Here is a 21,839-nt window from a genome sequence, read left to right as displayed (position 1 = left end):
ATCGTTCGCACAACGAACACGTCAGAAGGGGACGTCGATGCCTTACTACCGGCGAGTAGGCGAGCTCCCGCACAAGCGGCACACCGCGTTCCGGAAGCCGGACGGCGGCCTCTACGCCGAAGAGCTGATGGGCGTCGAGGGCTTCTCCGCCGACTCCGCGCTGCTCTACCACCGCGGCCTGCCGACGGCGATCGTCGACGCCGTCGCGGTCGAAGAGGACCGCGGGTCGCTCACCCCCAACCACCCGCTCAAGCCGCGGGCGTTCCGGACGCAGGACCTCAAGTTCGGCGGCGAGGCCGACGCGGTGACCGACCGGCGACGGCTGTTCGGCAACAACGACGTCACCATCGGGTTCGTCACGGCGACCGCGCCCAGCCCGCTGTACCGCAACGCGGCCGGCGACGAGCTGTTCTACGTCCACGGCGGCTCGGCGACCTTCGAGACCATCTACGGCCGCCTCGAGGTCGGCGACGGCGACTACGTCGTGATCCCGACGTCGTGCACCTACCGGGTCGTCCCGCACGGCGAGGTCAACCTCTTCACCCTCGAGGCGCGCGGCCACATCGGGCCGCCGAAGCGCTACCTGTCGGCGAAGGGGCAGTTCCTGGAGCACTCGCCGTACTGCGAGCGCGACATCCGCGGGCCGGCGGAGCCGCTGCTGGAGGACGGCGAGGACGTCGAGGTGCTCGTGCGGCACCGCGCCGGGCTGACCCGCTACACCTACGCGACGCACCCCTTCGACGTCGTCGGCTGGGACGGCTGCCTCTACCCGTGGGTGTTCAACATCGACGACTTCGAGCCGATCACCGGCCGCGTGCACCAGCCGCCGCCTGTGCACCAGACGTTCGAGGGCCCGAACTTCGTCGTCTGCTCCTTCTGCCCGCGGAAGGTCGACTACCACGAGGGCGCGATCCCGGTGCCGTACAACCACGCGAACGTCGACTCCGACGAGCTGATGTTCTACGTGCGCGGCAACTACGAGGCCCGGAAGGGCTCGGGGATCGGCATCGGCTCGCTGTCGCTGCACCCGTCCGGCTTCACGCACGGCCCGCAGCCGGGCGCGGCGGAGGCGTCGATCGGCGCGGAGTTCTTCGACGAGACGGCGGTCATGGTCGACACGTTCGCGCCGCTGGAGCTCGGTGAGGCCGCCGACGCGTCCGAAGACCCCGGCTACGCGTGGACGTGGTCGCGCCGCGGACCTAAATCCTAGTCAAGATTCGGAAATACCGTCCCCTCCCCGTTCCGCCGCCCGGATAATGAAACTCCGAGTGGCGGAACGGGGAGGATTCGATGATCAATTCCCAACCAACGCGGCGCCGAGGAAAAGCTCTCCCGTTTTTGGCCGCCATCGTGGTCGCCATCGCCCTGATCATCGGAATCCGGTACTGGACCAGCGGCTCGAGCGACGACGCCGACGCGCCGAAATGCACGGGCGCGGACGCCGTCGCACTCACCATCGCGTCGTCACCGGAAAAGGCCGGAGTGGTCCAAGAGGCCGCAAAGGCCTACTCCGGACGGTCGGTCGGCGGGCACTGCGTCGACGTCGTCGTGAAATCGAAGTCGTCCGGGGTGGCGATGCAGGCGCTGGCGAACGGCTGGAACGAAGCCACCGACGGGCCGCGCCCGGACGTCTGGACGCCGGCCGCGAGCGGCTGGGTCAACCTGCTGCGCGTCAACGCGAAGGGCGACACGGGGTCGATCGTGCCCGACGGTGATCCGCAGTCGGTCGCGAACGCGCCGCTGGTCGTCGCCATGCCGAAGCCGATGGCCGAGGCGCTCGGCTGGCCCGGCAAGGCGATCGGCTGGACGGACCTCGCGGCGCTGGCCACCGACCCGGCCGGCTGGGCGAAGTACGGCCACCCGGAGTGGGGCAAGTTCCGGCTCGGCAAGACGAACCCCAACATCTCGACGTCGGGGCTGAACGCCACCATCGGCGCCTACTACGCCGCCACCGGCACGTCGTCCGACCTCACCGAGGCCGCGCTCGCGAAGCCGGAGGCGAGGCAGTTCGTCACGAACATCGAGCAGGCGATCGTGCACTACGGCGACAACACCCTCACCTTCCTGACCAACCTGCAGAAGGCCGACGACAACGGCACGGCGCTGTCGTACATCTCGGCCGTCACGGTCGAGGAGAACTCGCTGATCGGCTACAACCAGGGCAACCCGACGAACGACCCCGCCAAGGTCGGGCAGCACGGGCCGCCGAAGGTGCCGCTGGTGGCGATCTACCCGGGCGACGGGACGCTGAACTCCGACCACCCGTTCGTCACGCTCAACTGGGCGGACCCGACGCGCAAGCAGATCGCCGCCGACTTCCTGGGCTACCTGCGCCAGGACGAGACGCAGGCGAAGTTCGCCGCGCTCGGCTTCCGGTCGTTCGACGGCAAGCCGGGCCCGCAGGCGACGCCGGCCAACGGCGTCCAGCCGGACACGAAGATCAGCTTCCTGCGCCCGCCGGCGCCCACGGTGCTGTCGAAGCTGCTGGCTTCGTGGACCGACCTGCGCAAGAAGGCGAACGTGCTGCTCGTCGTGGACGTCTCCGGGTCGATGAGCGCGGAGGCGAAGGGTACCGGCAAGAGCAAGATCGACCTGGCGAAACAGGCCGCGATCGACTCGCTCGGCCAGTTCGTGCCGCGGGACCAGGTCGGGTTGTGGCAGTTCTCGACCAAGCTCGACGGCGACAAGGACTACCAGGAACTGCTCCCGGTCCAGGCCCTCGGCACCAGCGGCAAGGAGACGCTCGCGACGCGGCTGAGCGGGCTGACCCCGCATTCGGGCACCGGGCTGTACGACTCGTCGCTGGCGGCGTACGAGTACATGAACGCCCACCTCGACCCGACGGCGATCAACGCCGTCGTCGTGCTCACCGACGGCCGCAACGAGGACTCCGGCAGCATCGACCTCCCGCACCTGGTGGCGGAGCTGCGGCCGGAGGGCAACGCGGAGGCGGTGCGGCTGTTCACCATCGCCTACGGCGCGGACGCCGACCAGGACGTGCTGAAGCAGATCGCGGAAGCGACCGGCGGATCGGAGTACGATTCGTCCAAACCGGACTCGATCAACCAGGTGTTCACCTCCGTGATCTCCAATTTCTGACATGAAGTTCGCCCGTGAGCTCGCCGAACCGTGGGGGCTGCTGCTCGCCGCCACTTCGGCGGGCATGGCGTGGGCCGTGCAGCTGCCGGTCGTCGCGGCCGTCGGCGTCGGGGTGGCGGTGCTCGCCGCGCGGGCCGGCGTGGCCGTGGCAACCCGCGAGAGGGAGCCTCCGCCACGGGAAGCCCGGGTGCTCGACGTTGCGCCCGGGTCGCCCGAGGCGAACTGGCTGCGCCGGGCTTCGGCCGCGGCGGACGGGTTCGACTCGCTCAGCGGGTCCCTCGGCGCCGGCCCGCTCGCCGAGCGCGTCGCGGACATGGAGCCGGTGGTCCGGGAAACGCTGGCCACGCTCGAACGCCTGGCGGGCCGCGCGTCGGCGACCGGACTGGCCCTGTCCCGCGTCGACCTCGACGCCGTCGCGCACGAACGGCGACGGCTGGAAGGCGAGCTGCGCACGGCCCGCCCGGAACTCCGCGGCGACCTCGAACAGGCGCTGACGGCCGTCCAGGCCCAGGCGGACGTGCACGCCCGGCTGTCCGGGGCCCGCGACAAGCTGCTGGCCCAGCTGCAGTCCGGCGCACTCGGCCTGGACAGCCTGGTGGCCCGGGTGGCCGAGCTGACCGCGGCAACGACGGACGTCGCCGTGGACACGGGCGCGGTGCGCGAGCTGAGCGACCAGCTGGAGGGCATCCGGCAGGGCGTCCTGGAGACCGAGCAGGCGACGCGGCGGTCGCTGGGCTAGGCGGCCCAGCCCGGCCGCCACGCACCGGCGGCGCGCTCGCCCTGCGCGAGGTGACGTCGGAGCGCGGCGAGCCCGGGGTGCGCGTTGCCCCGCCGCCACACGAGCGAATGCGGGTACACCGGCACGGGCGCTTCGATCGGCACCCGCCGCAAGCCGTGCCCGGCCGGCCACCACACCCGGCTTCCCGCGCCGACCAGGGTCGCCACCTCCCCGGACTCCGCGATCGTGTCCAGCACCACCTCGATCCCGAAGTTCGGTCCGGTCGCGTCGATCCACAGCCCGAACGCGGCCGCGAACTCGGCGTAGTACGCGCCCCACTCGGTCCCGGGCACCACGCCGGGCAGCCGGATCCGCCGCCCGGCCAGCTCGGCCGGAGCCACCGAAGCCGAGCCGGCCAGCGGGTGCGCGGGGCCGCACAACAGCTGGATCGGCTCGTCGCACACCCACTGCGCGTCGAGGTCTTCGGGCAGCGCGACGAGCGCGCGGAACGACGCGTCGATCGAGCCGTCCCGCAGCGCGGCGACCGCGGTGTCCAGGAGCGTCGCGACCTCCAGTGCGACGTCCGGGTGCGCCTCGTGGAACCCGCGCAGCAACGTGGCCGGGCACAGCCGCCTGCCGATGACGTCGACCCGCAGCGGGCCGCCGCGCACCGATGCCAGCGCCCGCAGCTCGGCCGCCAGCAGCTCGCGGGCGTGCGGCAGGAAAGCCGCGCCCTCCCCGGTGAGCACCGCGCCGCGGGCGGTGCGGGTGAACAGCCGCACCGCGAGCGACTTCTCCAGCGCGGCAATGCGTTTGGAGACGGCTTGCTGCGTGATCGCCAGGTCGGTGGCGGCGTCCTGGAACCGGCCCGCCTCCACGGCGGCGACGAAGGTGCGCACGGCGTCGAGGTCCACGACGACCGACTCTAGATTCACAACGCGGCGTTGTGGCTCGCCGCCGCGTCGGTTGTTTGCCGGGCGCGGCCGTTCCGGGCTTTGATCTCCGGCGTGATGCGCGGGCGGTCGATGGGGCCGCGGTTCAGGTGGCTCTGGTCGGCTTACGCGGTGAGCGCGTTCGGGACGTGGCTCGGCTTCGGGGCCTTCCCGATGCTGGCGATCCTCGTGTTGCACGCCGGGCCCACGGCCGTCTCGGCGCTGGCCGCGGTCGGGCCGGCCGTCGGGGCGCTCGTGGCCGTGCCGCTGGGCCCGTGGGTCGACCACCGCCGGAAGCGGCCGGTGATGATCGCCATGGACCTCGTCCGGTTCGGCGCGCTGATCACCGTGCCTGCCGCCTACGCCCTGGGGGTGCTGAGCTTCGTCCAGCTGCTGGCCGTCTCGGTGGTCGTCGCCGCGGCGGACATCACCTTCACCTCGGCGAGCGGCGCCTTCCTCAAGGGACTGGTGCCACCGGAAGACCTGCTCGTCGCGAACGGCCGGTTCGAGTCCACGAACTGGACCGCCACCGCCCTCGGCCCGCCGCTCGGCGGGGCGGCGTTCGCCCTGTTCGGGCCGGTGACGTCGGTGGTCGCCAACGCCGTCAGCTTCCTGCTCTCCGCACTCGGGATCCGCGCGATCGGCGGCGGCGAGCCGCACCCGCGCACCGCCACCCGGCCGCGCCCGCGCGACCTGGCCGACGGCTGGCGCTTCCTGCTGGCGCACCGGGGACTGCGGCCGCTGCTCTTCAACGCGATGGTGTTCAACGGCCTGGTCATGGGCACCGAGCCGCTGCTCGCCGTGCTGATGCTCAACCACCTGGGGTTCGCGCCGTGGCAGTACGGGCTCGCGTTCGCCGTCCCGTGCCTCGGCGGGCTGGCGGGCTCGCGGCTGACCCCGCGGCTCGTCGAGAGGTTCGGGCGCCACCCGGTCCTGGTCACGGCGGGCGCGATCCGGGCGTGCTGGCTGCTCGCACTGGCCTTCGTCCCGGCGGCCGGCGACGGCGGGCTGGTGTACGTGATGGTCGTCGAACTCGGCCTGATCGTCAGCTGCAGCGTCTTCAACCCGGTGCTCGCGACCTACCGGCTCGAGCAGCTCCCGGCGGACCGCGTCGCGCGGACGCTCTCGGCGTGGTCGGTCAGCACCAAGGCGGCCATCGCCACGCTGACCGCGATCTGGGGCGTGCTGGCCGGGCTCACCGGCCCGCGCTGGGCCATCGGGATCGCCGGCGTCCTCGTGCTGGCGACGCCGCTGCTGCTGCCCCGCCGAGACCGGACGCCCGCTCAGCCGAGCCAGACGGTGCCCAGCACCGGGTAGCCGGGCACGCCCGTCTGCACGGCCCCGGGCGCGGGCGCCCCCGCGATCCACAGCCGGCCCGTCGCCGCGATGTTGGCTGCCATCGACGGGTCCACCTTGGGCAGGCGGAACGGGATCACCCGGCCGTCGGCGAGCATCGTCAGGCCGCTCAACCGGGCGGATCCGCGGCGGCCCATCCGGACCGGGCCGTCGAGCACCGCGCGCAGCTCCGTCCAGTGGTCGGCCGGGAGGGGCCGGTCGCAGGCGACCGACCGCAGCACGGCCGCGAGCGCACCCAGCAGCGCGCCGGCGCCGAACGTCCAGGCGACCCACCGCACCACCGGGACGTCGAGGCCGACCCAGACCGCGAACCCGGACAGCAGCAGCAGGAACGCCGCCGTCGCGCGCAGGTCGCGGGCCAGCTGGCGGCGGTGCGCGGTCAGCACGGGGTCGAGCCGCGGCGACCCGGACCCGGCCGGCTGCGGCACCGGCAGCGCGCCCGGCGGCGGCGTGTCGTGGATCCCGGCGCGGCGGACCCGCACCACGCCGGCGAAGCCGACGAACACCTTCGGGCCGCGGCCCAGCAGCCAGACCCGCCGGTGCCCGGCCACCAGCAACCGGTGTGCTTCGTCGAGCCGGACGCGCAGCCAGCGGCCGTCCGGCAGCCGCACGCCGACCGTCCGGCCGGCCGCGACCAGGCCGCCGGCGGTGATGTCGACCTGCCGGAACGCCTCCCGCTTCAGCCGCGTCTCGGGCACGTGGGCGCGGGCGCGGTAGAGCCAGCGCGCCTCGATCGCCCCGGCCAGCGCGAACGTGCCGACCGGCAGCGCCACGCCGGCGCCGGCCAGGAACTGGGCGACGCCGAACACCACGAAGAACCCGGCCACCAGCCAGCGGTTCGCCGTGTCGCCGAGGCGGTCGAGGTACTCGCCGAAGATCGGCAGGGCCCCGGACGGCATGGCGGGGTCGAGCTCGAAAGCGCGGACGCGCTCGGGGACCGGGACGATCGGCACGCGGAACCCCCAGGGGCTCGGGTTGTCACCCCCTTTTCGGCAAAGTGGGCACCGGCGTTACCGGATGTGCCGATCAGTGGGTGGGACGTGATCGCCACGACTACCCAGACCGTCTAATTCAGGTTAGGCTCACCTAAGTAGGAGGTGAGCCGTGACCGAGGCACCCACATCCGTCCGCCGCCCGCCGGCGCCGAACCCCGCCGAGCGCGCCAAGACGATCGCGACCCGCAACGGCCCCGCGTCGTTGCTGCCCACCTGCGATCGCACGGACCTCGACGGGCAGCGCGTCGTGCCGCTCCTGCACCACGTGCACCACAGCGGCAGTGTCAGCGTGCTGCTGGCCGACGACCACCCGATGGTCCGCGCGGCGAAGCAGACCCAGCGCGGTGAGCTGGCCGTGATGGTCGAGCTCGCCGACCAGGCCCCGGTCGACCTGCGGGAGCCGATCCGCGGGCTGCTGTGGATCACCGGCTGGCTGCGGCCGCTCTCGCCGGTTTCGGCCCGCGCGCGGGCGATCGCGATCGCCGAGACGCGACCGGACGAACGGCTTCTCGACGTCGGCCACGGCGTCACGCTGCTGCGGCTCACCCCGGCGTCGCTCGTCCTCGCCGACGCCGAAGGCACGCACTCGCTGCGCCCGCACATGTTCAGCGCGGCGCCGCCCGACCCGTTCCACGACTACGAGGCCCGGTGGCTGCGGCACCTGGAGAGCGACCACTCCGACGTCGTCGAACAGCTGGCGAAGCACCTGCCGGCGACGCTGCGCGGCGGCCGGATCCGCCCGCTCGGGCTCGACCGGTTCGGGCTGCGGCTGCGCGTCGAGTCCGACACGGGCGACCACGACGTGCGGCTGGCGTTCTCGAAGTCCGTCGACGACCCGGCGCAGCTCGCGTCGGAGCTGCGCCGGCTGGTCGGCTGCCCGTTCCTGCGCGGGCGGTCAGGCTAGTTCGGCGGGGAAGCCGCCCTTCGCGATCGGGCCCCAGCTCTCGATCGTGACGCGGATGATGCTCTTGCCCTGCTTGACCATGGCCTCGCGGTATTCGGCCCAGTCCGGGTGTTCGCCGGAAATGGCGCGGAAGTACTCCACGAGCGGCTCGACCGAATCCGGGATGTCCAGCACCTCGGCGGTGCCGTTCAGCTGCACCCACTGGTCGTTCCATTCGTCGGAGAGGATGCAGGCGGAGACCTTCGGGTTGCGCTTGATGTTCACGACCTTCGCGCGTTTCGGGTAGGTCGAGACGACCAGCCTGCCCTCGGCGTCGACGCCGCACGTGACCGGCGAGAGCTGCGGGCCGCCGTCGGCCTTGGTGGTCAGCAGGATGGCGCGGTGGCGGGTCGACAGGAACTCGACCAGGGCGGCGCGGTCGACGGTTTCGTTGGTGGCGATGCTCCTCGGCATACCCCGAAGGTAGCGTGCGTCCATGACGTTCACCGCGCGATCGTGGCTGGCTCCGGCCCGCCCCGAGTTCCCCGGGACGATCGAGGACCCGGCCGAGCGCCGCGCGATCAAGCTCGAGCTGCTCATCGTCTTCGGGATCACGCTGGGCCTGTCCGGTGTGCGCAGCCTGCTGTCCCTTGTGGACTCGCTGCTGCAGCCGGTGCCGCTGGCCCAGCAGCAGACGCAGCTGAACGTGCCGCAGGCCGCGGCGAGCCTGATCGACCTGCTCAAGCAGCTGCTGTCGGCGGCGCAGCTCGTCGGCTGGGGCGCGCTCGGGCTCTACCTGCTGTGGCGCGCGGGCATCAAGGTCGCGCAGCTCGGCCTCGACCGCCGGTCGCCGGGCCGGGACGCGCTGCTGACCGTGGCGCTCGCGGCGCTGATCGGGATCCCGGGCCTGGGGCTGTACTTCCTCTCCTACCACCTCGGCTTCAGCCTGGCGGTGCAACCGTCCACTTTGGGCGATACGTGGTGGCGGCCGATCTCGTTGACGCTGTCGGCGTTCGGCAACGCCTTCGCCGAGGAGGTCCTGGTCATCGGCTACCTGCTGACGCGGCTGCGCCAGCTCGGCGTCCGGGAGAACAGCGCGCTGTTCGGCGCGGCCGTGCTGCGCGGCTCGTACCACCTGTACCAGGGGTTCGGCGGGTTCGTCGGCAACTTCATCATGGGGCTGGTGTTCGGACGGCTGTGGCAGAAGACCAACCGGCTGTGGCCGCTGGTCGCCGCGCACACACTGTTCGACTTCGTGTCGTTCGTCGGATATTCGCTGCTCAAAGGTCACGTTTCCTGGTTGCCCTGAGTACGCTCGGCAGGTGATCGACGAAACGACACCTCCCCGGGTGGACAGCGAAGTCGGACCCCTGCGCGCGGTGCTGCTGCACCGGCCCGGCAACGAGCTCAAAAGGCTGACGCCCCGCAACAACGACCAGCTCCTGTTCGACTCCATCCCGTGGGTCGACCGGGCCCAGGACGAGCACGACGCGTTCGCCGAGGTGCTGCGCGGCCGCGGCGTCGACGTCCTGCTGCTGGCCGACGCGCTCCGGACGGCTCTCGAGGACGACCGCGCCCACGCGGCGGGCGTGCACGCGGCGGTCGACGACCGGCGGCTCGGCGGCGACCTGGCCGACTCGCTGCGTTCGCACCTCTCGGGCGTCTCCTCGGCCGGGCTGGCCGAGGTGCTGATGGCCGGGATGACGTTCGAGGAGCTGCCGTCGGCCGAGGGCGCGTCGCTGGTGCGGATGATGAACCACCCGCACGACTTCGCCGTCGATCCGCTGCCGAACCTGCTGTTCACCCGCGACTCGTCGGTGTGGATCGCCGACCGGGTGGCGATTTCGTCGCTGACCATGCCCGCGCGCCGCCGCGAAACCGCGGTGCTCGACCTGATCTACGCCTACCACCCGCAGTTCCGCCACGCGGCCCGCGCGTACGGCGCGCATTCGGCGCCGATCGAGGGCGGCGACGTGATGCTGCTGGCCCCGGGCGTGCTCGCCATCGGCGTCGGCGAGCGGACGACCGCGGCCGGCGCGGAGTCACTCGCCCGGTCGGTGTTCGCCGACGGCATCGCGCACACCGTGCTGGCGGTGCCGATCGAGCAGTCCCGCGCGACCATGCACCTGGACACGGTGTGCACGATGGTCGACGCGGACGCGGTGGTGATGTACCCGCTCGCCCGCGACTCGCTGACGGCGTTCACGCTGCGCCCGACCGGCGACGGCGGCGTCAAGGTGGCCGGCCCGGCACCGTTCCTGGTGGCGGCGGCCGAGGCGATGGAGATCGACCGGCTGCGCGTCATCGACACCGGCCTCGACCCGGTGACGGCCGAACGCGAGCAGTGGGACGACGGCAACAACACCCTCGCCCTGGCGCCCGGCGTGGTCGTGGGCTACGAGCGGAACGTCGAGACGAACGAGCGCCTGGAGGCGGCCGGCATCGAGGTGCTGCCGATCGCGGGCTCGGAGCTGGGCTCGGGCCGGGGCGGGCCGCGGTGCATGTCCTGCCCGGTCCGCCGCGATCCTCTCTGAAATGAAGTAAGCCTTCCCTAAATGTGCGCAACAATTTAGGGAAGGCTTACTTAAATAAGGTTCGTCTTCTTTAGGAATGGTAACCCTAATAGGGGGCAGATCACCAGTACCGAGTGGCATTGACGCCAATCTTGATCTATTCTGGTCTGCATGGCCCTCACCAAGAAGAAAGAACCGCGCTCCAAGTTCTACGAACTGCTGCAGGCGCAGATCCACAACGAGTTCAACGCGTCCCAGCAGTACATCGCGCTCGCGGTGTGGTTCGACGCCGAGGACCTCCCGCAGCTGGCGAAGCACTTCTACAAGCAGTCGGTCGAAGAGCGCAACCACGCGATGGCGCTCGTGCAGTACATGCTCGACCGCGACCACCACGTCGAGATCCCCGGCACCGGGGAGGTGCGCAACGACTTCTCCGGCGTCACCGAGCTCATCGAGCTCGCGCTCGAGCAGGAGAAGGAGGTCGCCACCGACATCTCCGCGATGGCGAAGGCCGCGCGGGCCGAAGAGGACTACATCGGCGAGCAGTTCACGCAGTGGTTCCTCAAGGAGCAGGTCGAAGAGATCTCGCAGATGAACACGCTGCTGAACGTCGTCAAGCGCGCGAACGGCAACCTGTTCGAGGTCGAGAACCACCTGTACCGCGAGTCCGTCGGCGACGGCGGCACCGACTCGCAGATGCCCCCGGTGGCCGGCGGCGCGCTCTGACGTTGCGCGCCCCCACTGAGGGCGGTGAATGAGAAACCCGGGCTCTCCCCCTGTGGACAGCCCGGGTTTTCGCATGCGTCCGGCGTTCAGCCGGCGCAGTCCTGGGTGGCGCTGGTCAGACTCGTCTGCACAACGCCGTTGTCGCCGAGCCGGAAGCGGTATTCGGCGGCGGCCCCGACGGGCGCGACCACGCCGCCGGCCTCTTCCTTGGCCGCGGGGTAGGCGGCGAGGATCTGGTCTTTCGTGGACCCGGCGCCGATGCCCTCGGCGGTGTGCGCGGCCACGTCCGGCGTGACGACGACGACCCCGGCCGTCTTCGAAATGACAACGCTGGCGGACACGGGGACCCCGTCGCCCTGTGCCCTGTAGGCGGTGCAGCTCGCGCCCGCCTGCGGGTCGCTGAGCGTGACGGCCTGCGCGGCCACGTCGGCCTCGGACATGCCGAGCTTGAGCTTGCCGAAGCCGTCGGCTGCCAGCAGCGGCCCGCTCGCCGCCCCGGGAAGCACGGTGGCTTTCTGGGAAGGCGGCGTCCGCGGCGGGGCCGACGTCGGCTCGTCCGGCCGCGCGGAATCCTGGATGCTGCGGGTGGCGGTCGGCCCCGGCGTCGTCGGCTCCGGTGACCATCCCGGTGTGAGGTTCTCGGGCGGTTTGCCGCTGGTGCCGAGGCTGCCGGGCGACATCGCCGCGGTGCTGTCCTCGGTGTGGAGCCGGACCATGGTCAGCCCCCCGGCGACGGCGACCACGGCGGCCGCGACCCCGGTCACGGCCTGCGCGACGTGCCGGCGACGGCGACGACGTCGCGCCCCGACGACGATCGCCGTCTCCGCATCGGGTGGCGGAGGCAGGTCCAGCCGCTCGTCGGCGAACAGGGCGCGCAGGCGCTGCTCCAGTTCGTCCTCGGAGATGTTCAACCCGCACCACTCCCTTCGCTTTCGCCGTCAGCCGACTTCAGTCGCGTCCGCAGGGACGCGATCGCCTTGCTGGCCTGGCTCTTGACCGTGCCCTGGGTGATCCCGAGGGCCCGGGCGATCTCCGCTTCGGAGAGACCTTCGTAGTAACGCAGCACCATGACGGCCCGTTGTCTCGGCGGCAGCGTTCGTAACGCACGCCACAGCGGCTCGTGCTCGAACGGGTCGGCCGGAACGTGCGGGCTGGTGTCCGGCAGGTCGGCGACGAGGTTCTCCCGCCGCGTCCGCCGCCAGCGGCTCACGTGCGCGTTCGCCATCGACCGGCGGACGTAGGCCAGCGGGTCGCCCGTCTTTTCGTGGACGTACGACCAGCGCGAACCCATCTTTTCCAGCACGGTCTGCACCAGGTCGGCGGCGTCGTGCGGGTTGCCGGTGAGCGCGTGGCCGTAGCGCAGCAAGCCGGGCAAGGTGGCCTGCACGAACTCGCCGAAGTCGACGAAATCGCCAGGCAACGTCGCGGCCCTCCCTCGGCCTGCGCTGGTCACCCACGTATCTCCCCCGGTGAAGACGGGTGCCGCAGCGGTCACCGTATCGCCTCCCATCGGGGTCGGGTAGCCAGAAGCCGAGTCGCTTTCCTCCCCAACACGCATCACAGCCCCCTCAGGTTGCCCGCGTTCCCGGCCGAATTCGTGTTCGTTCGGCCGGGTGATGGTCTGCCCACGTCAGCGGCGGGCGAGCGAGTCGGGCAGCCGGAAACCGCCGCCCTCGGATTCGCGGAACTCGTGCACGCCGACGACCGCCGCCCGCGGTATCGGGCCGTAGACGTGCGGGAACCAGATCCCGGCCGGATGCGGCGGCTCGCCGTCCTCCCAGCGGACCGGTGCCCCGACCTTCGCCGGGTCGATTTCGAGCAGCACGAGGTCGGTGCGTCCCCGGAAAAGAAGGTCGGCCGGCAGGTGCGCCGTGCCGAAGTCGGAACAGTGGATGAACCCGACTTCCCCCAGTGAAGACGGCCGGTACTCGCCGCCCTCGCCCACTTCGGCCCACTCGGCCGCCCCGCAGATGTGGAGTATCACGCCGAGAATCGTCCCACCGCCGCGATCCGGCGGGGGTGTCTCGTGCGCCACATAATGCCTGGTTGAACGCTCATCGAGCGGTGGAGGACCGCCGGTTCGTACCGACGGTCCGGCACCCGCCGACGGGGGTCAGCGCAGGGTCAGCTGCCGTCCGATGAGGCCGTCCCGCGCCCGGCGCTCGGTCGCGTTCAGCGGCTCGTCGTCGAGCGACTTCAACGCCGTCTCGAGCCGGGCGCCGAGGGCGTCCTTCGCGTCGGCCCACTCGCGGGCGTGGGCTTCGGGGTCGAGGTCCCAGACCGGGACGAGCAGGCCGTGCGCCCGGAACGAGCCCGCGTAGCGCGAGCCTTCGCCGAGGCCCAGCTCGCCGGCCGCGGACAGCCGGGCCAGGGCCTGGAGCAGCAGGTTTTCCGGCTCCGGACGGACCCAGCGCAGGTGCGCCTTCTCGCCGGCGAGGACCCAGTAGGCACCCGAGCCGAGCCGTTCGGTGGGCATGATCGCGGCGTTCGCGCGCTCGAGCGAGACGGCGACGTCACCGGTCGCGTCGGCGTCCTCGGGCAGCCACCAGCCGAAGTCGGTGTGCAGCGTGACGTCGAGCTCGGCACCGGGGGTCAAAAGGTCCTGGAGCCGCGCGTGCTCGTCGGCGGACGGCGGCGTGGTGGTGTCCGGCACGCCGAGGACGTCGCCCTCCTTGGCGTCCAGCAGCCACTTCAGCGACCGGCCGAGGTCACGGCTGATGTCGGACGAGCGCGTCTGCACCTGCAGCCCGAGGTACCGCCGGCCGTCGGAGCGGACGAACGCGGCCGCCGCCATCGGCAGCACGGTGCCGAGGGTGACGTCACCGCCGTCGGCGAGGGTGAGCTGAGCCGTCGCGGACGGCACGAACTCGCGCAGCGCGATCAGCTCGGGCTCCGCCGCCAGCCCTTCGAACGGCTGGCCGACGAAGACGTCGCGCACCTTCGGCTTGCGGTCCGACGCCTGCTTGGGACCCTTCTTGCGCGCGCCCTTGCCCACTGCTGCCTCCTCTGGCTCGGGTTCAGACGCTATCGAAGGGTTAGTCTCGCGACGTGTTCGACCCCCGCGATCCTCTGTTCCTGGAAGACCCGTACCCGGCGTTCGCCGCCCTGCGCGCACGAGGCGATGTCCATTTCCACGAAGGGCTCGGCATCGCCGTCGCGGTGTCGCACGCGGCGTCGTCGGCGGTGCTGCGGCACCGCGGCCTGGGCCGAATCTGGCAGGACGCCCAGCCGCTCGAGCGGTTCGCCTCGTTCAACCTGCTGCACCGCAACTCGCTCCTGGAGAACGAGCCGCCGGCCCACACGCGGCTCCGCCGCCTGATCGCGGGCGCCTTCGGCCGCGGCCACGTGCAACGGCTGCGTCCGATGGTCGCGACGCTCGCCGCCCGCATGGTCGACGACCTGGCGGCGGCCATCGCCGCGGACGGAAGTGCCGACCTGCTCGAGCACCTCGCCCAGCCGCTGCCGGTCGCGGTGATCGCCGAGCTGCTGGGCGTCCCCGTGACGGACGGGCCGCGCATGGTCGAGCTGTCCAACGCGATCGTGAAGATGTACGAGTACGGAGTTTCGTCCGAGGGACGCGACGCGGCCGAGCGGGCGTCCGCCGAGTTCGTCTCGTACGTCCGCTCGGTCGCCGCGGCCCGCGCCGAGGCACCGGGCGACGACATCATCAGCGACCTGTTGCGCAGCGAGCTGACGCCCGACGAGCTGGTGGCCACCGCGGTGTTGCTCCTGATGGCCGGCCACGAGGCGACTGTCAACGTGCTCGGCAACGGCATCACGGCCCTGCTCACGCACCGCGATCAGTGGGAGCGTCTGCTGGCCTCACCTGCCCTTCTGGATTCGTGTGTCGAGGAGCTGATCCGCTTCGACGCGCCCCTGCAGCTGTTCGAGCGAACGGCGACCGAGGACGTGTCGATCTGCGGGTATGTCGTCCCGCGTGGCGAGAAGATCGGCGCACTGCTGGGCGCCGCGGCACGGGACCCGGAGGTGTTCGACGAGCCGGACCGCCTGGACATCGGGCGGACGCCGAACGCCCACCTCGGGTTCGGGCTCGGGATTCACTACTGCGTGGGTGCTCCTCTCGCGCGGGTGGAGATCGCCGCCGCGTTGAGTGCGCTGGCGGAGAAGCTGCCGGGGTTGCGGTTGGTGGAGGTGCCGCCGCGACGGCCGGAGTTCGTGATTCGGGGGTTGCGGGAGCTGCGGGTCACCGCGTGACCGGAGTGCCCGCCGGAACTCGCGTGATTCCGGGCGGGACTCGCGTGATTGGGGGCGGATCTCGCGTGATTGGAGGCGGGACTCGCGTGATTCCGGGCGGGACTTGCGTGATTGGGCGGGCATCTCGTGTGTCTGGAGGGGTATCTCGCGTGATTGGGGAGGCATCACGTGTGATTGGGGGGTCGACACGGCGGGGTGGGTCATGGGGTTACTCCGGTGAAGAGGTCGGCTTCGGGGGTGGTTGGGGTGGGGTGGGCCAGGTGGTAGTCCTCGTGGGGCCAGACCTGGCGCTCGATTTCGCGGGAATGGGCGAAAAACGGGTGGGCCGGGTCTACCTGGGTGGCGTGGGCCAGGAGGGCTCGGTCGCGGGTGGCGAAGTAGGCCTCGCAGCGGACTCTGGTGGTGATCGGGAGCTTGTCGGGTGGGAGTTCGGCCAGGACTTCGGTCATTGACGACTCCTGGCCGGCCGCCAGGGTGGCTTCGTGGATGGCCTGGAACCAGGCTCGGCTCAAGGTGGCCTGGTAGTACAGCTTTTGGGGACGCCACGGCGAGCCACAGCCGGGGTAGCGGGTGGGGTCGGCTGCCGCCGTGAACGCTTCGAGCGTCACCTCATGGGTGCGGATGTGGTCCGGGTGCGGGTAGCCGCCCGTTTCGTCGTACGTGATCACCACGTGCGGGCGGAACTCGCGGATCAGGGCCACCAGCGGGGCCGCCGCCTCGGGGAGGGGCAGGGCCGCGAAACAGCCTTCGGGCAACGGCTCGCCGGGGCCGGGGATGCCGGAGTCGACCAGGCCGAGGAAGCGCTGGCGGACGCCCAGGATCTCGGCCGCCGCCGCCATCTCGCGGCGGCGGATCGCTGGGAGGTCTGCCCACGTCTCGGCCGTGTCGAGGGCGGGGTTCAGGACGTCGCCGCGTTCGCCGCCGGTGCAGGTGGCCACCAGGACGTCGACGCCTTCGGCCGCGTAGCGGGCCAGGGTGGCCGCTCCCTTGCTGGACTCGTCGTCGGGGTGGGCGTGGACGCTCAACAGGCGGAAAGTCACCGGATGCTCCTTGCGGGGAAGAAAAATGCGGGGATGAGGGTCAGCGCCGACAGCGCCAGTGCCCAGGCGAACGTGGTGCCGAACGCCGCCGGGGCCGGGACGGCCGCCGTGAGCGAGGCGTGGAGGATCGCGGCCAGCAGGGCCGTGCCCAACGCGCCGCCGATGCGGTTGACCACGTTGAACGCGCTCGCCGCGCGGGGGATGCGGGACCGCTCCAGGGAGCCGTACAGCGTGGTCATGCCCGGGGCCGTCGCCGCGCCCAGGCCGGCGCCGCGGACGAGGAGGGACAGCGTCAGCAGGACGCCGCCGGGTGCCGAACCGAGCTGGGTGAACGCGATCGTGCCCAGCAGGGACAAGGCGATGCCGGCCAGCAGCATCCGCCGGGCGCCGAAGCGGGCCAGGAGCCGGCCGCTCGCCAGCAGGACCGCTGCCGAGCCGAGTGCCTGGGGCGCCAGCAGCAGACCGGCCCGCAGCGGGCTCGCGTGCTCCACCTGCTGGTAGTACAGCGGAAGCAGCAGCATCGAGCTGTACAGCGACGCCCCCAGCAAGAACGTGCTCGCACTGGCGACCGCGAACCCCCTGGTGCGGAACAGCCCCAGGTCGAGCACCGGCGACGGCACGCGGGAAGCGTGGACGCCGTACGCCAGCAGCAGCGCGGCCCCGGCCACCCAGACGACGAGCACGCCCTCGGCCAGGCCGTACACGAGCGCGGCGAGCCCCGGCGAGAGCAAGGCGATGCCGCGGACGTCCAAGGGTTCACGGACGCCGGACGGCCGCGGAGCCGGGAGGAGCCGGCGCGCGAAGAGGAACGTCGCCACGCCGAGCGGGACGATCCCGAAGAACATCCAGCGCCACCCCAGGTCGGCCACCAGCGCGCCGCCGAGCATCGGGCCCAGCACCGGGGCCACCGTGGCCGGCAGGGTGATCACCCCGATCATCCGGCCCAGTGCCGGGCCCGCCGCCTGTGCGAACACCGCCTGCCCCACCGGCTGCATCAGCCCGCCGCCCAGCCCGTGGAGCACCCGGAAGGCCACCAGGGCAGGCGCGGACCACGCGAAACCGCACAGCAGCGTGCCCGCGGTGAAGATCGCCACCGCCGTCAGCCAGACCGCGCGGCCGCCGAACCGGTCGGTCAGCCAGCCCGACAGCGGGATGGCGGCCGAGGCCGCGAGCAGGTACGCGCTCGCCACCCACTGCACCGTGGTCAGCGGGCTGGCCAGGTCACGGGCGATCGCGTCGATCCCGACGGTCACGATCGTCGCGTCGAGGATCGACAGCACCGCGCCCATGATCAGCACCCCGCCGAGCCGCCACAGCGCCGCATCGGGCCGCACTGCCGTTGTCATGCTCACCTCCCAGGTGACTAGGTCGAACCTCAGATTAGGTCCGACCCACTCGTTGGGTCAAGCACAATCTTGGGTTCGACCCAGTAGAGTGACGGCATGAGCGAGGGACTTCGAGCCCAGAAGAAGCACGAGACCAGGAAAAACATCTCCGACGTCGCCACGCGGCTGTTCATCCGCAACGGCTTCGAGGACGTGACGATCGCGGACATCGCCGCCGAGGCGCGGGTCGCCAAGATGACCGTGACGAACCACTTCCCGCGCAAGGAAGACCTGGTCTTCGACATCCGCGAGGACTTCGTCTCCTGGCCCACGGCCCTCATCCGCGACAGCGTCTTCCACGACACGCGCGAGCTGTACTTCGAAGCGCTCGGCGCCGAGCACGCGCTGGTCGGCTTCTCGGGCCCCGGCTTCGTGCGGATGATCAAGGAAAGCCCGGTCCTGACGAACGCGCTGCACGAGCTGCACCGCGAGCGCGAAGCGGCGCTCACCCACCTCCTGGTCCGCCGCCACCCCGAAGAAGACCTGGGGCCGACGCTCGCCGCCGCGCACCTCGCCACGGTCCTGCGGGTGCTCTTCCAGGAGGTCTTCGACCGGACCCTGGAGGACGAAAAGGCGATCGTCGAGGAGCTGTGGCCCCTCGCGGAACAGGCCTTCGACCAGCTCGAACCGGTCTACGGCCGCTACTAGCGAGCGGCGCCGGCCGGCCGCGAAGCCCGCAGCTCCGGCTCGGGCGCGCCCTGCACCTTCAGCACGCGCATCTCGCGCACGTCCAGCGCGTCCGACGGCACCAGCAGCGCGGTGAACCGCTGCACCACCAGGGCCGTCAGCACGGCGAGCGCGGCCGCGGAAAGGTCGGTCAGCGCGACGAGGAGGACGCTGTCGGCCATCGACTGCACGTCGTCGCGGAACCGCCAGCCGATCGAGACGCCGAGCAGGATCCAGTTCAGCAGCCAGGCGCCCCACCACACGAGCACCTGGCGCGACGGCTTCGGCCGGGCGTCACGCGAGCGGCCCAGCACGGCGTGCTCCAGCTCGCCGACGACCGACAGGGCCAGTGGCAGGTTCGCCACCGGCACGAGAACGCCGACGAGGACCTGCCACACCGGCCGCGGCGGGGCGTCACCCGACAGGTCCGCCGCCGCCTGGCGCGCGACCAGCAGCCACCAGAGCGACAGCCCGGCGGGCAGCAGCGCGAGGATCGACGCGAGCAGGCCCGCGGCGAGCACGAAGCCGTCGGAGAACGCCACCACCGAACGGGACAGCGCGGATTCGCGGCCCTGTGCCAGCAGCACGTAGCGCCAGATCTCGGCGCCGGCGGCGGTGAGGGCGAGCACGGCGAAGCCGAAGAGGACGGCGACCACGCTGCGGCCGAGCACCGGCACCCGGTCGATCGGGCGGAGCTCGTCGGAGGCCGTGCCCGGCACCGACGTCGGGCGCCGCCAGACCAGGTTCGGGAAACCCCAGCGCGGCGGCACCGGGTACGACGGCGGGCCGAGGTACGGCTCGGGCGGCGAGACACGGCGGCGTGGCCACGCGCCGGGCGGCGGAGTGGCCACCCAGCGCAGCTTCGGCCGGTGCACCGGGCGCCGGTGGAAGGGGTACGGCTCCGGCTGGGCGGCCAGCGTCCGGCCCTGCAACTGCTGCGCCGTCGGGGGCGGCGCCTGGCGCGGCCAGTACCCGGGCGGGTACGGCTGCCCGGCAGGAGGCTGACCCGGGTGCAAGGCTAGATCACTTCGGGTTCGATGCCGGGGTGCTCGCCGACCATCGGACGGCCTTCGCGCTGCCACGCGCCCATGCCGCCGGCCACGTTCACCGCGTCCCAGCCGCTCTGGTTGAGCCACGCTGCCGCCCGCGCGGACCGGCCGCCGCTGCGGCAGATCACGTGGATGGGCTGGTCGTCGGGCAGGTCGGCCAGCTCGCCGACGCGGGCGGGCAGCTCCCCCATCGGGATGTGCACGGCGCCGGGCGCGTGCCCGGCGGCCCACTCGTCGTCTTCGCGGACGTCGAGCAGCACGAGGCCGTCCTTGGGCAGATCGCGGACCTCGGCGGTCGGCAGTTCAGCAGGGCTCACCACGATTCCCATGCTGCCATGCGGAGGCGTTGCCCGCGCGTGAGGTCGAGGTGTGCGGACCGGATTCGGGCTTCGCACGTGATCCGGGAGGCATCACGCGTGATTGGGAGGTCGACACGCGTGATTGGCGGGTCGACACGGGTTACTTGCGGTGGCGGCCGCGGCCGGGGACTCGGGTCTTCTCCTCGGCCTGGCCGAACCGGGCGACGGCCCGGTCGCGCATGAAGCCGAGCGGGTCGGGGGCGTGCAGGCGCAGCATGATGTCGTGGACGTGCTCCGGGCGGCCGTAGCCGGTGACGCGGCTGACCAGGTACGTCGTCACGAAGGCGGCCGGGACGGTGATCAGCGCGGGCTGGCCGGCGAACCACGGCGCCCAGCCGCCGGTGTAGCCGCTCACGACGTTGACCACCAGCGCGGCCAGCACCAGGCCGCCGCCGACGAACATCCCGGCCAGCGCGCCCGGCCAGGACAGCTTGCGCCACCAGATGCCCAGCACCAGCAGCGGGCTGAACGTCGACGCGGCGAGCGCGAACGTCAGCCCGATCGACAGCGAGATGTCCTCCGGCCGCAGGACGACCGCCAGCGCGATCGGGAACAGCGCGACCAGCCCGGCGGCCACGCGGAAGTCCCGCACCCGGCCGGGCAGGACGTCGGTCGAGACCACCCCGGCGACGCTCACCAGCAGCCCGGACGTGCTGGACAGGAACGCGGAGAACGCGCCGGCCGCGGTCACCGCGCCGAGGATCTGGCCGCCGAGCCCCGGCAGGATCGCCGACGGCAGCTGCAGGATCGCCGCGTCCGTCTTGCCGGTCACCAGCAGCTCGGGGACGTACATCCGGGAGAGCGCGCCCAGCAGCGTCGGGAAGAGGTAGAAGAGGCCGAGCAGCAGCAGGACGTGCACGGTGGTGCGGCGGGCGGCCTTGCCGTCGGGGTTGGTGTAGAAGCGGACCAGCACGTGGGGCAGGCCCATCGTGCCGAGGAACGTCGCGAACATCAGCGAGTACGTCTGCAGCAGGTCGGTGAGGCTGCCCGAGCCCGGGTGCAGCCAGTCGGCGTTGTCCGCGACCGAGTCGCTGACCACCGGCACCGGCGTGCCCGCCATGAACTTCAGCTTCGTGCCTTCGGAAACGGTGTGCGGCGCCAGCGGCGTCCAGTGCGTCGGACCGGCCGCCGGGCCGTTGTCGGTGCGGCCGTAGGCGTAGAGGTAGGTGTCCGTGGTGACGTGCAGGGTGACGTCGGTCTGCACGTCCACCGTGGTGTCGTTGACGAACACCGGCGGTGCGGGCGAACCGAGCGGCCGGAACCCGTCCGGGCTGCCGCCGGTGAAGAAGACCATGCACAGCAGGAACGCGGGCACCGAGATCGCGAACAGCTTGATCCAGTACTGGAGCGCCTGCACCACGGTGATCGCCCGCATGCCGCCGGAGATCACGTTGAAGGCCACCAGGACCATGACCGCGACGGCGCCCGCCCACACCGGCACCGGGAGGATCGTCGCCAGCGTCAACCCCGCGCCCTGCAGCTGCGGGACCATGTAGAGGACGCCGATGAACACGACGAACGCCGTGGAGAAGCGGCGCAGCCCCTGCGAACCGAGCCGCATTTCGACGAAGTCCGGCAGCGTGTACGCGCCGGAGCGGCGCAGCGGCGCCGCCACGAAGAGCATCAGCGCGAGGTAGCCCGCGGTGAAGCCGATCGGGAACCACAGCGCGTCGGCGCCGTCCTTGAGCACGATGCCGGCGATGCCGAGGAACGACGCCGCGGAAAGGTACTCGCCGGAGATCGCGGCGGCGTTGCGGCGGGACCGCACGGTGCGCCGCGCGACCAGGAAGTCGTGCGTGCTCGTCGCCGACCGCGAGGAGCGGTGACCGAGGTAGGGCGTCACCACGGCGACCAGCACTATGCCGGTCAAGGCCCACGGGTTCAGCTGCACGGGAGGAATCCT

Annotated in this window: 22 protein-coding genes; 10 read left to right on the top strand and 12 right to left on the bottom strand. The window is 71.8% G+C overall.

All coding sequences use genetic code 11. The features are described from left to right. Nucleotides 1-37 precede the first annotated feature (37 nt). The 3 genes from BLW76_RS07990 (at nucleotide 38) to BLW76_RS07980 (ending at nucleotide 3,838) form a co-directional block, all read left to right on the top strand. Nucleotides 38-1,210 carry a homogentisate 1,2-dioxygenase gene (locus BLW76_RS07990; protein WP_091305190.1) on the top strand — a complete coding sequence of 391 codons (1,173 nt, stop codon included), beginning with the start codon at nucleotides 38-40 and terminating at the stop codon, nucleotides 1,208-1,210. Nucleotides 1,211-1,290: 80 nt separating this feature from the next. Further along, on the top strand, nucleotides 1,291-3,099 hold the full coding sequence (locus BLW76_RS07985) for a substrate-binding and vWA domain-containing protein (protein ID WP_091305189.1): 1,809 nt from the start codon (nucleotides 1,291-1,293) through the stop codon (nucleotides 3,097-3,099). Between the two features lies 1 nt (nucleotide 3,100). Then, on the top strand, nucleotides 3,101-3,838 hold the full coding sequence (locus BLW76_RS07980; RefSeq protein WP_091305188.1) for a hypothetical protein: 738 nt from the start codon (nucleotides 3,101-3,103) through the stop codon (nucleotides 3,836-3,838). Here the strand turns inward: BLW76_RS07980 and BLW76_RS07975 are convergent. Next, complete coding sequence (locus BLW76_RS07975) at nucleotides 3,835-4,731, bottom strand: LysR family transcriptional regulator (protein ID WP_091305187.1); 897 nt, start codon at nucleotides 4,729-4,731, stop codon at nucleotides 3,835-3,837. The genes BLW76_RS07980 and BLW76_RS07975 overlap by 4 nt on opposite strands. A 93-nt stretch (nucleotides 4,732-4,824) precedes the next feature. Here BLW76_RS07975 and BLW76_RS07970 point away from each other — a divergent pair, with 93 nt between their 5' ends. Then, complete coding sequence (locus BLW76_RS07970) at nucleotides 4,825-6,066, top strand: MFS transporter (protein WP_091305852.1); 1,242 nt, start codon at nucleotides 4,825-4,827, stop codon at nucleotides 6,064-6,066. Here the strand turns inward: BLW76_RS07970 and BLW76_RS07965 are convergent. Next, nucleotides 6,033-7,058: a hypothetical protein gene (locus BLW76_RS07965; RefSeq protein WP_091305186.1), complete on the bottom strand. Its 1,026-nt coding sequence runs from the start codon at nucleotides 7,056-7,058 to the stop codon at nucleotides 6,033-6,035. The genes BLW76_RS07970 and BLW76_RS07965 overlap by 34 nt on opposite strands. 151 nt (nucleotides 7,059-7,209) lie before the next feature. On the opposite strand from BLW76_RS07965, the gene BLW76_RS07960 reads away from it, so the two are divergent. Next, a complete protein-coding gene (locus BLW76_RS07960; protein WP_091305185.1) occupies nucleotides 7,210-8,004 on the top strand; it encodes a DUF2470 domain-containing protein in 795 nt (264 codons plus the stop codon). On the opposite strand, the gene BLW76_RS07955 is transcribed toward BLW76_RS07960, so the two are convergent. Further along, the gene (locus tag BLW76_RS07955; protein ID WP_091305184.1) at nucleotides 7,996-8,457 is read right to left on the bottom strand and encodes a PPOX class F420-dependent oxidoreductase; all 462 of its coding nucleotides are present in this window, start codon (nucleotides 8,455-8,457) and stop codon (nucleotides 7,996-7,998) included. The genes BLW76_RS07960 and BLW76_RS07955 overlap by 9 nt on opposite strands. A gap of 22 nt (nucleotides 8,458-8,479) precedes the next feature. Between BLW76_RS07955 and BLW76_RS07950 the strand changes: the two genes are divergently transcribed. The 3 genes from BLW76_RS07950 to BLW76_RS07940 all read left to right on the top strand — a co-directional run bounded on the left by BLW76_RS07950 (nucleotide 8,480) and on the right by BLW76_RS07940 (nucleotide 11,222). Further along, nucleotides 8,480-9,292, top strand: a complete 813-nt coding sequence (locus BLW76_RS07950; RefSeq protein ID WP_091305183.1) for a CPBP family intramembrane glutamic endopeptidase — start codon at nucleotides 8,480-8,482, stop codon at nucleotides 9,290-9,292. A 40-nt stretch (nucleotides 9,293-9,332) separates the two neighbouring features. Then, nucleotides 9,333-10,517, top strand: a complete 1,185-nt coding sequence (locus BLW76_RS07945) for an arginine deiminase (protein ID WP_167384562.1) — start codon at nucleotides 9,333-9,335, stop codon at nucleotides 10,515-10,517. Between the two features lie 150 nt (nucleotides 10,518-10,667). After that, nucleotides 10,668-11,222 (top strand): ferritin, encoded by a 555-nt coding sequence (locus BLW76_RS07940; protein WP_167384506.1) that lies wholly within the window; start codon nucleotides 10,668-10,670, stop codon nucleotides 11,220-11,222. Nucleotides 11,223-11,308: 86 nt separating this feature from the next. On the opposite strand, the gene BLW76_RS07935 is transcribed toward BLW76_RS07940, so the two are convergent. The 4 genes from BLW76_RS07935 to BLW76_RS07920 all read right to left on the bottom strand — a co-directional run bounded on the left by BLW76_RS07935 (nucleotide 11,309) and on the right by BLW76_RS07920 (nucleotide 14,217). Continuing rightward, nucleotides 11,309-12,133, bottom strand: coding sequence for a hypothetical protein (locus BLW76_RS07935; RefSeq protein ID WP_091305180.1), 825 nt, complete (start codon nucleotides 12,131-12,133; stop codon nucleotides 11,309-11,311). Continuing rightward, entirely contained in the window at nucleotides 12,130-12,642 is a 513-nt protein-coding gene (locus BLW76_RS07930; RefSeq protein WP_091305179.1) for a SigE family RNA polymerase sigma factor, read from the bottom strand. Before BLW76_RS07930 ends, BLW76_RS07935 begins: the two co-directional genes overlap by 4 nt. A 210-nt stretch (nucleotides 12,643-12,852) precedes the next feature. Next, nucleotides 12,853-13,206, bottom strand: coding sequence for a DUF952 domain-containing protein (locus BLW76_RS07925; RefSeq protein ID WP_167384505.1), 354 nt, complete (start codon nucleotides 13,204-13,206; stop codon nucleotides 12,853-12,855). A gap of 129 nt (nucleotides 13,207-13,335) precedes the next feature. Continuing rightward, a complete protein-coding gene (locus tag BLW76_RS07920; protein ID WP_091305178.1) occupies nucleotides 13,336-14,217 on the bottom strand; it encodes a DUF5926 family protein in 882 nt (293 codons plus the stop codon). 53 nt (nucleotides 14,218-14,270) lie between these two features. Between BLW76_RS07920 and BLW76_RS07915 the strand changes: the two genes are divergently transcribed. Beyond that, nucleotides 14,271-15,437 carry a cytochrome P450 gene (locus BLW76_RS07915; protein ID WP_091305177.1) on the top strand — a complete coding sequence of 389 codons (1,167 nt, stop codon included), beginning with the start codon at nucleotides 14,271-14,273 and terminating at the stop codon, nucleotides 15,435-15,437. Between the two features lie 200 nt (nucleotides 15,438-15,637). On the opposite strand, the gene mca is transcribed toward BLW76_RS07915, so the two are convergent. Together mca and BLW76_RS07905 are read right to left on the bottom strand one after the other, a co-directional pair. Next, on the bottom strand, nucleotides 15,638-16,477 hold the full coding sequence (mca, locus tag BLW76_RS07910) for a mycothiol conjugate amidase Mca (RefSeq protein ID WP_091305176.1): 840 nt from the start codon (nucleotides 16,475-16,477) through the stop codon (nucleotides 15,638-15,640). Then, nucleotides 16,474-17,823 (bottom strand): DHA2 family efflux MFS transporter permease subunit, encoded by a 1,350-nt coding sequence (locus BLW76_RS07905; protein ID WP_244170083.1) that lies wholly within the window; start codon nucleotides 17,821-17,823, stop codon nucleotides 16,474-16,476. The genes mca and BLW76_RS07905 overlap by 4 nt, the downstream gene beginning before the upstream one ends. A gap of 96 nt (nucleotides 17,824-17,919) precedes the next feature. Here BLW76_RS07905 and BLW76_RS07900 point away from each other — a divergent pair, with 96 nt between their 5' ends. Next, nucleotides 17,920-18,510, top strand: a complete 591-nt coding sequence (locus tag BLW76_RS07900; RefSeq protein ID WP_091305174.1) for a TetR/AcrR family transcriptional regulator — start codon at nucleotides 17,920-17,922, stop codon at nucleotides 18,508-18,510. Here the strand turns inward: BLW76_RS07900 and BLW76_RS07895 are convergent. From BLW76_RS07895 to BLW76_RS07885, 3 genes are all read right to left on the bottom strand, one after another. After that, nucleotides 18,507-19,544, bottom strand: a complete 1,038-nt coding sequence (locus BLW76_RS07895) for a DUF4328 domain-containing protein (RefSeq protein ID WP_091305173.1) — start codon at nucleotides 19,542-19,544, stop codon at nucleotides 18,507-18,509. The two genes, BLW76_RS07900 and BLW76_RS07895, sit on opposite strands and share 4 nt — an antisense overlap. 2 nt (nucleotides 19,545-19,546) lie before the next feature. Next, nucleotides 19,547-19,906: a rhodanese-like domain-containing protein gene (locus BLW76_RS07890; RefSeq protein ID WP_086847539.1), complete on the bottom strand. Its 360-nt coding sequence runs from the start codon at nucleotides 19,904-19,906 to the stop codon at nucleotides 19,547-19,549. Between the two features lie 130 nt (nucleotides 19,907-20,036). Further along, nucleotides 20,037-21,827: a sodium/solute symporter gene (locus tag BLW76_RS07885; protein WP_091305172.1), complete on the bottom strand. Its 1,791-nt coding sequence runs from the start codon at nucleotides 21,825-21,827 to the stop codon at nucleotides 20,037-20,039. Nucleotides 21,828-21,839 lie beyond the last annotated feature (12 nt).

This window comes from Amycolatopsis tolypomycina (assembly GCF_900105945.1).
Lineage (GTDB): Bacteria > Actinomycetota > Actinomycetes > Mycobacteriales > Pseudonocardiaceae > Amycolatopsis > Amycolatopsis tolypomycina.
Note: the sequence above shows the minus strand (reverse complement) of the source record. Positions and strands in the feature narration are given on the sequence as shown.

Excerpts from the sequence above, each read along its gene's own strand:
- BLW76_RS07990 (WP_091305190.1), top strand. The coding sequence starts at position 38 with ATGCCTTACTACCGGCGAGTAGGCGAGCTCCCGCACAAGCGGCACACC.
- BLW76_RS07985 (WP_091305189.1), top strand. The coding sequence starts at position 1,291 with ATGATCAATTCCCAACCAACGCGGCGCCGAGGAAAAGCTCTCCCGTTT.
- BLW76_RS07980 (WP_091305188.1), top strand. The coding sequence starts at position 3,101 with ATGAAGTTCGCCCGTGAGCTCGCCGAACCGTGGGGGCTGCTGCTCGCC.
- BLW76_RS07955 (WP_091305184.1), bottom strand. The coding sequence starts at position 8,457 with ATGCCGAGGAGCATCGCCACCAACGAAACCGTCGACCGCGCCGCCCTG.
- BLW76_RS07950 (WP_091305183.1), top strand. The coding sequence starts at position 8,480 with ATGACGTTCACCGCGCGATCGTGGCTGGCTCCGGCCCGCCCCGAGTTC.
- BLW76_RS07940 (WP_167384506.1), top strand. The coding sequence starts at position 10,668 with ATGGCCCTCACCAAGAAGAAAGAACCGCGCTCCAAGTTCTACGAACTG.
- BLW76_RS07905 (WP_244170083.1), bottom strand. The coding sequence starts at position 17,823 with ATGACAACGGCAGTGCGGCCCGATGCGGCGCTGTGGCGGCTCGGCGGG.
- BLW76_RS07900 (WP_091305174.1), top strand. The coding sequence starts at position 17,920 with ATGAGCGAGGGACTTCGAGCCCAGAAGAAGCACGAGACCAGGAAAAAC.
- BLW76_RS07890 (WP_086847539.1), bottom strand. The coding sequence starts at position 19,906 with ATGGGAATCGTGGTGAGCCCTGCTGAACTGCCGACCGCCGAGGTCCGC.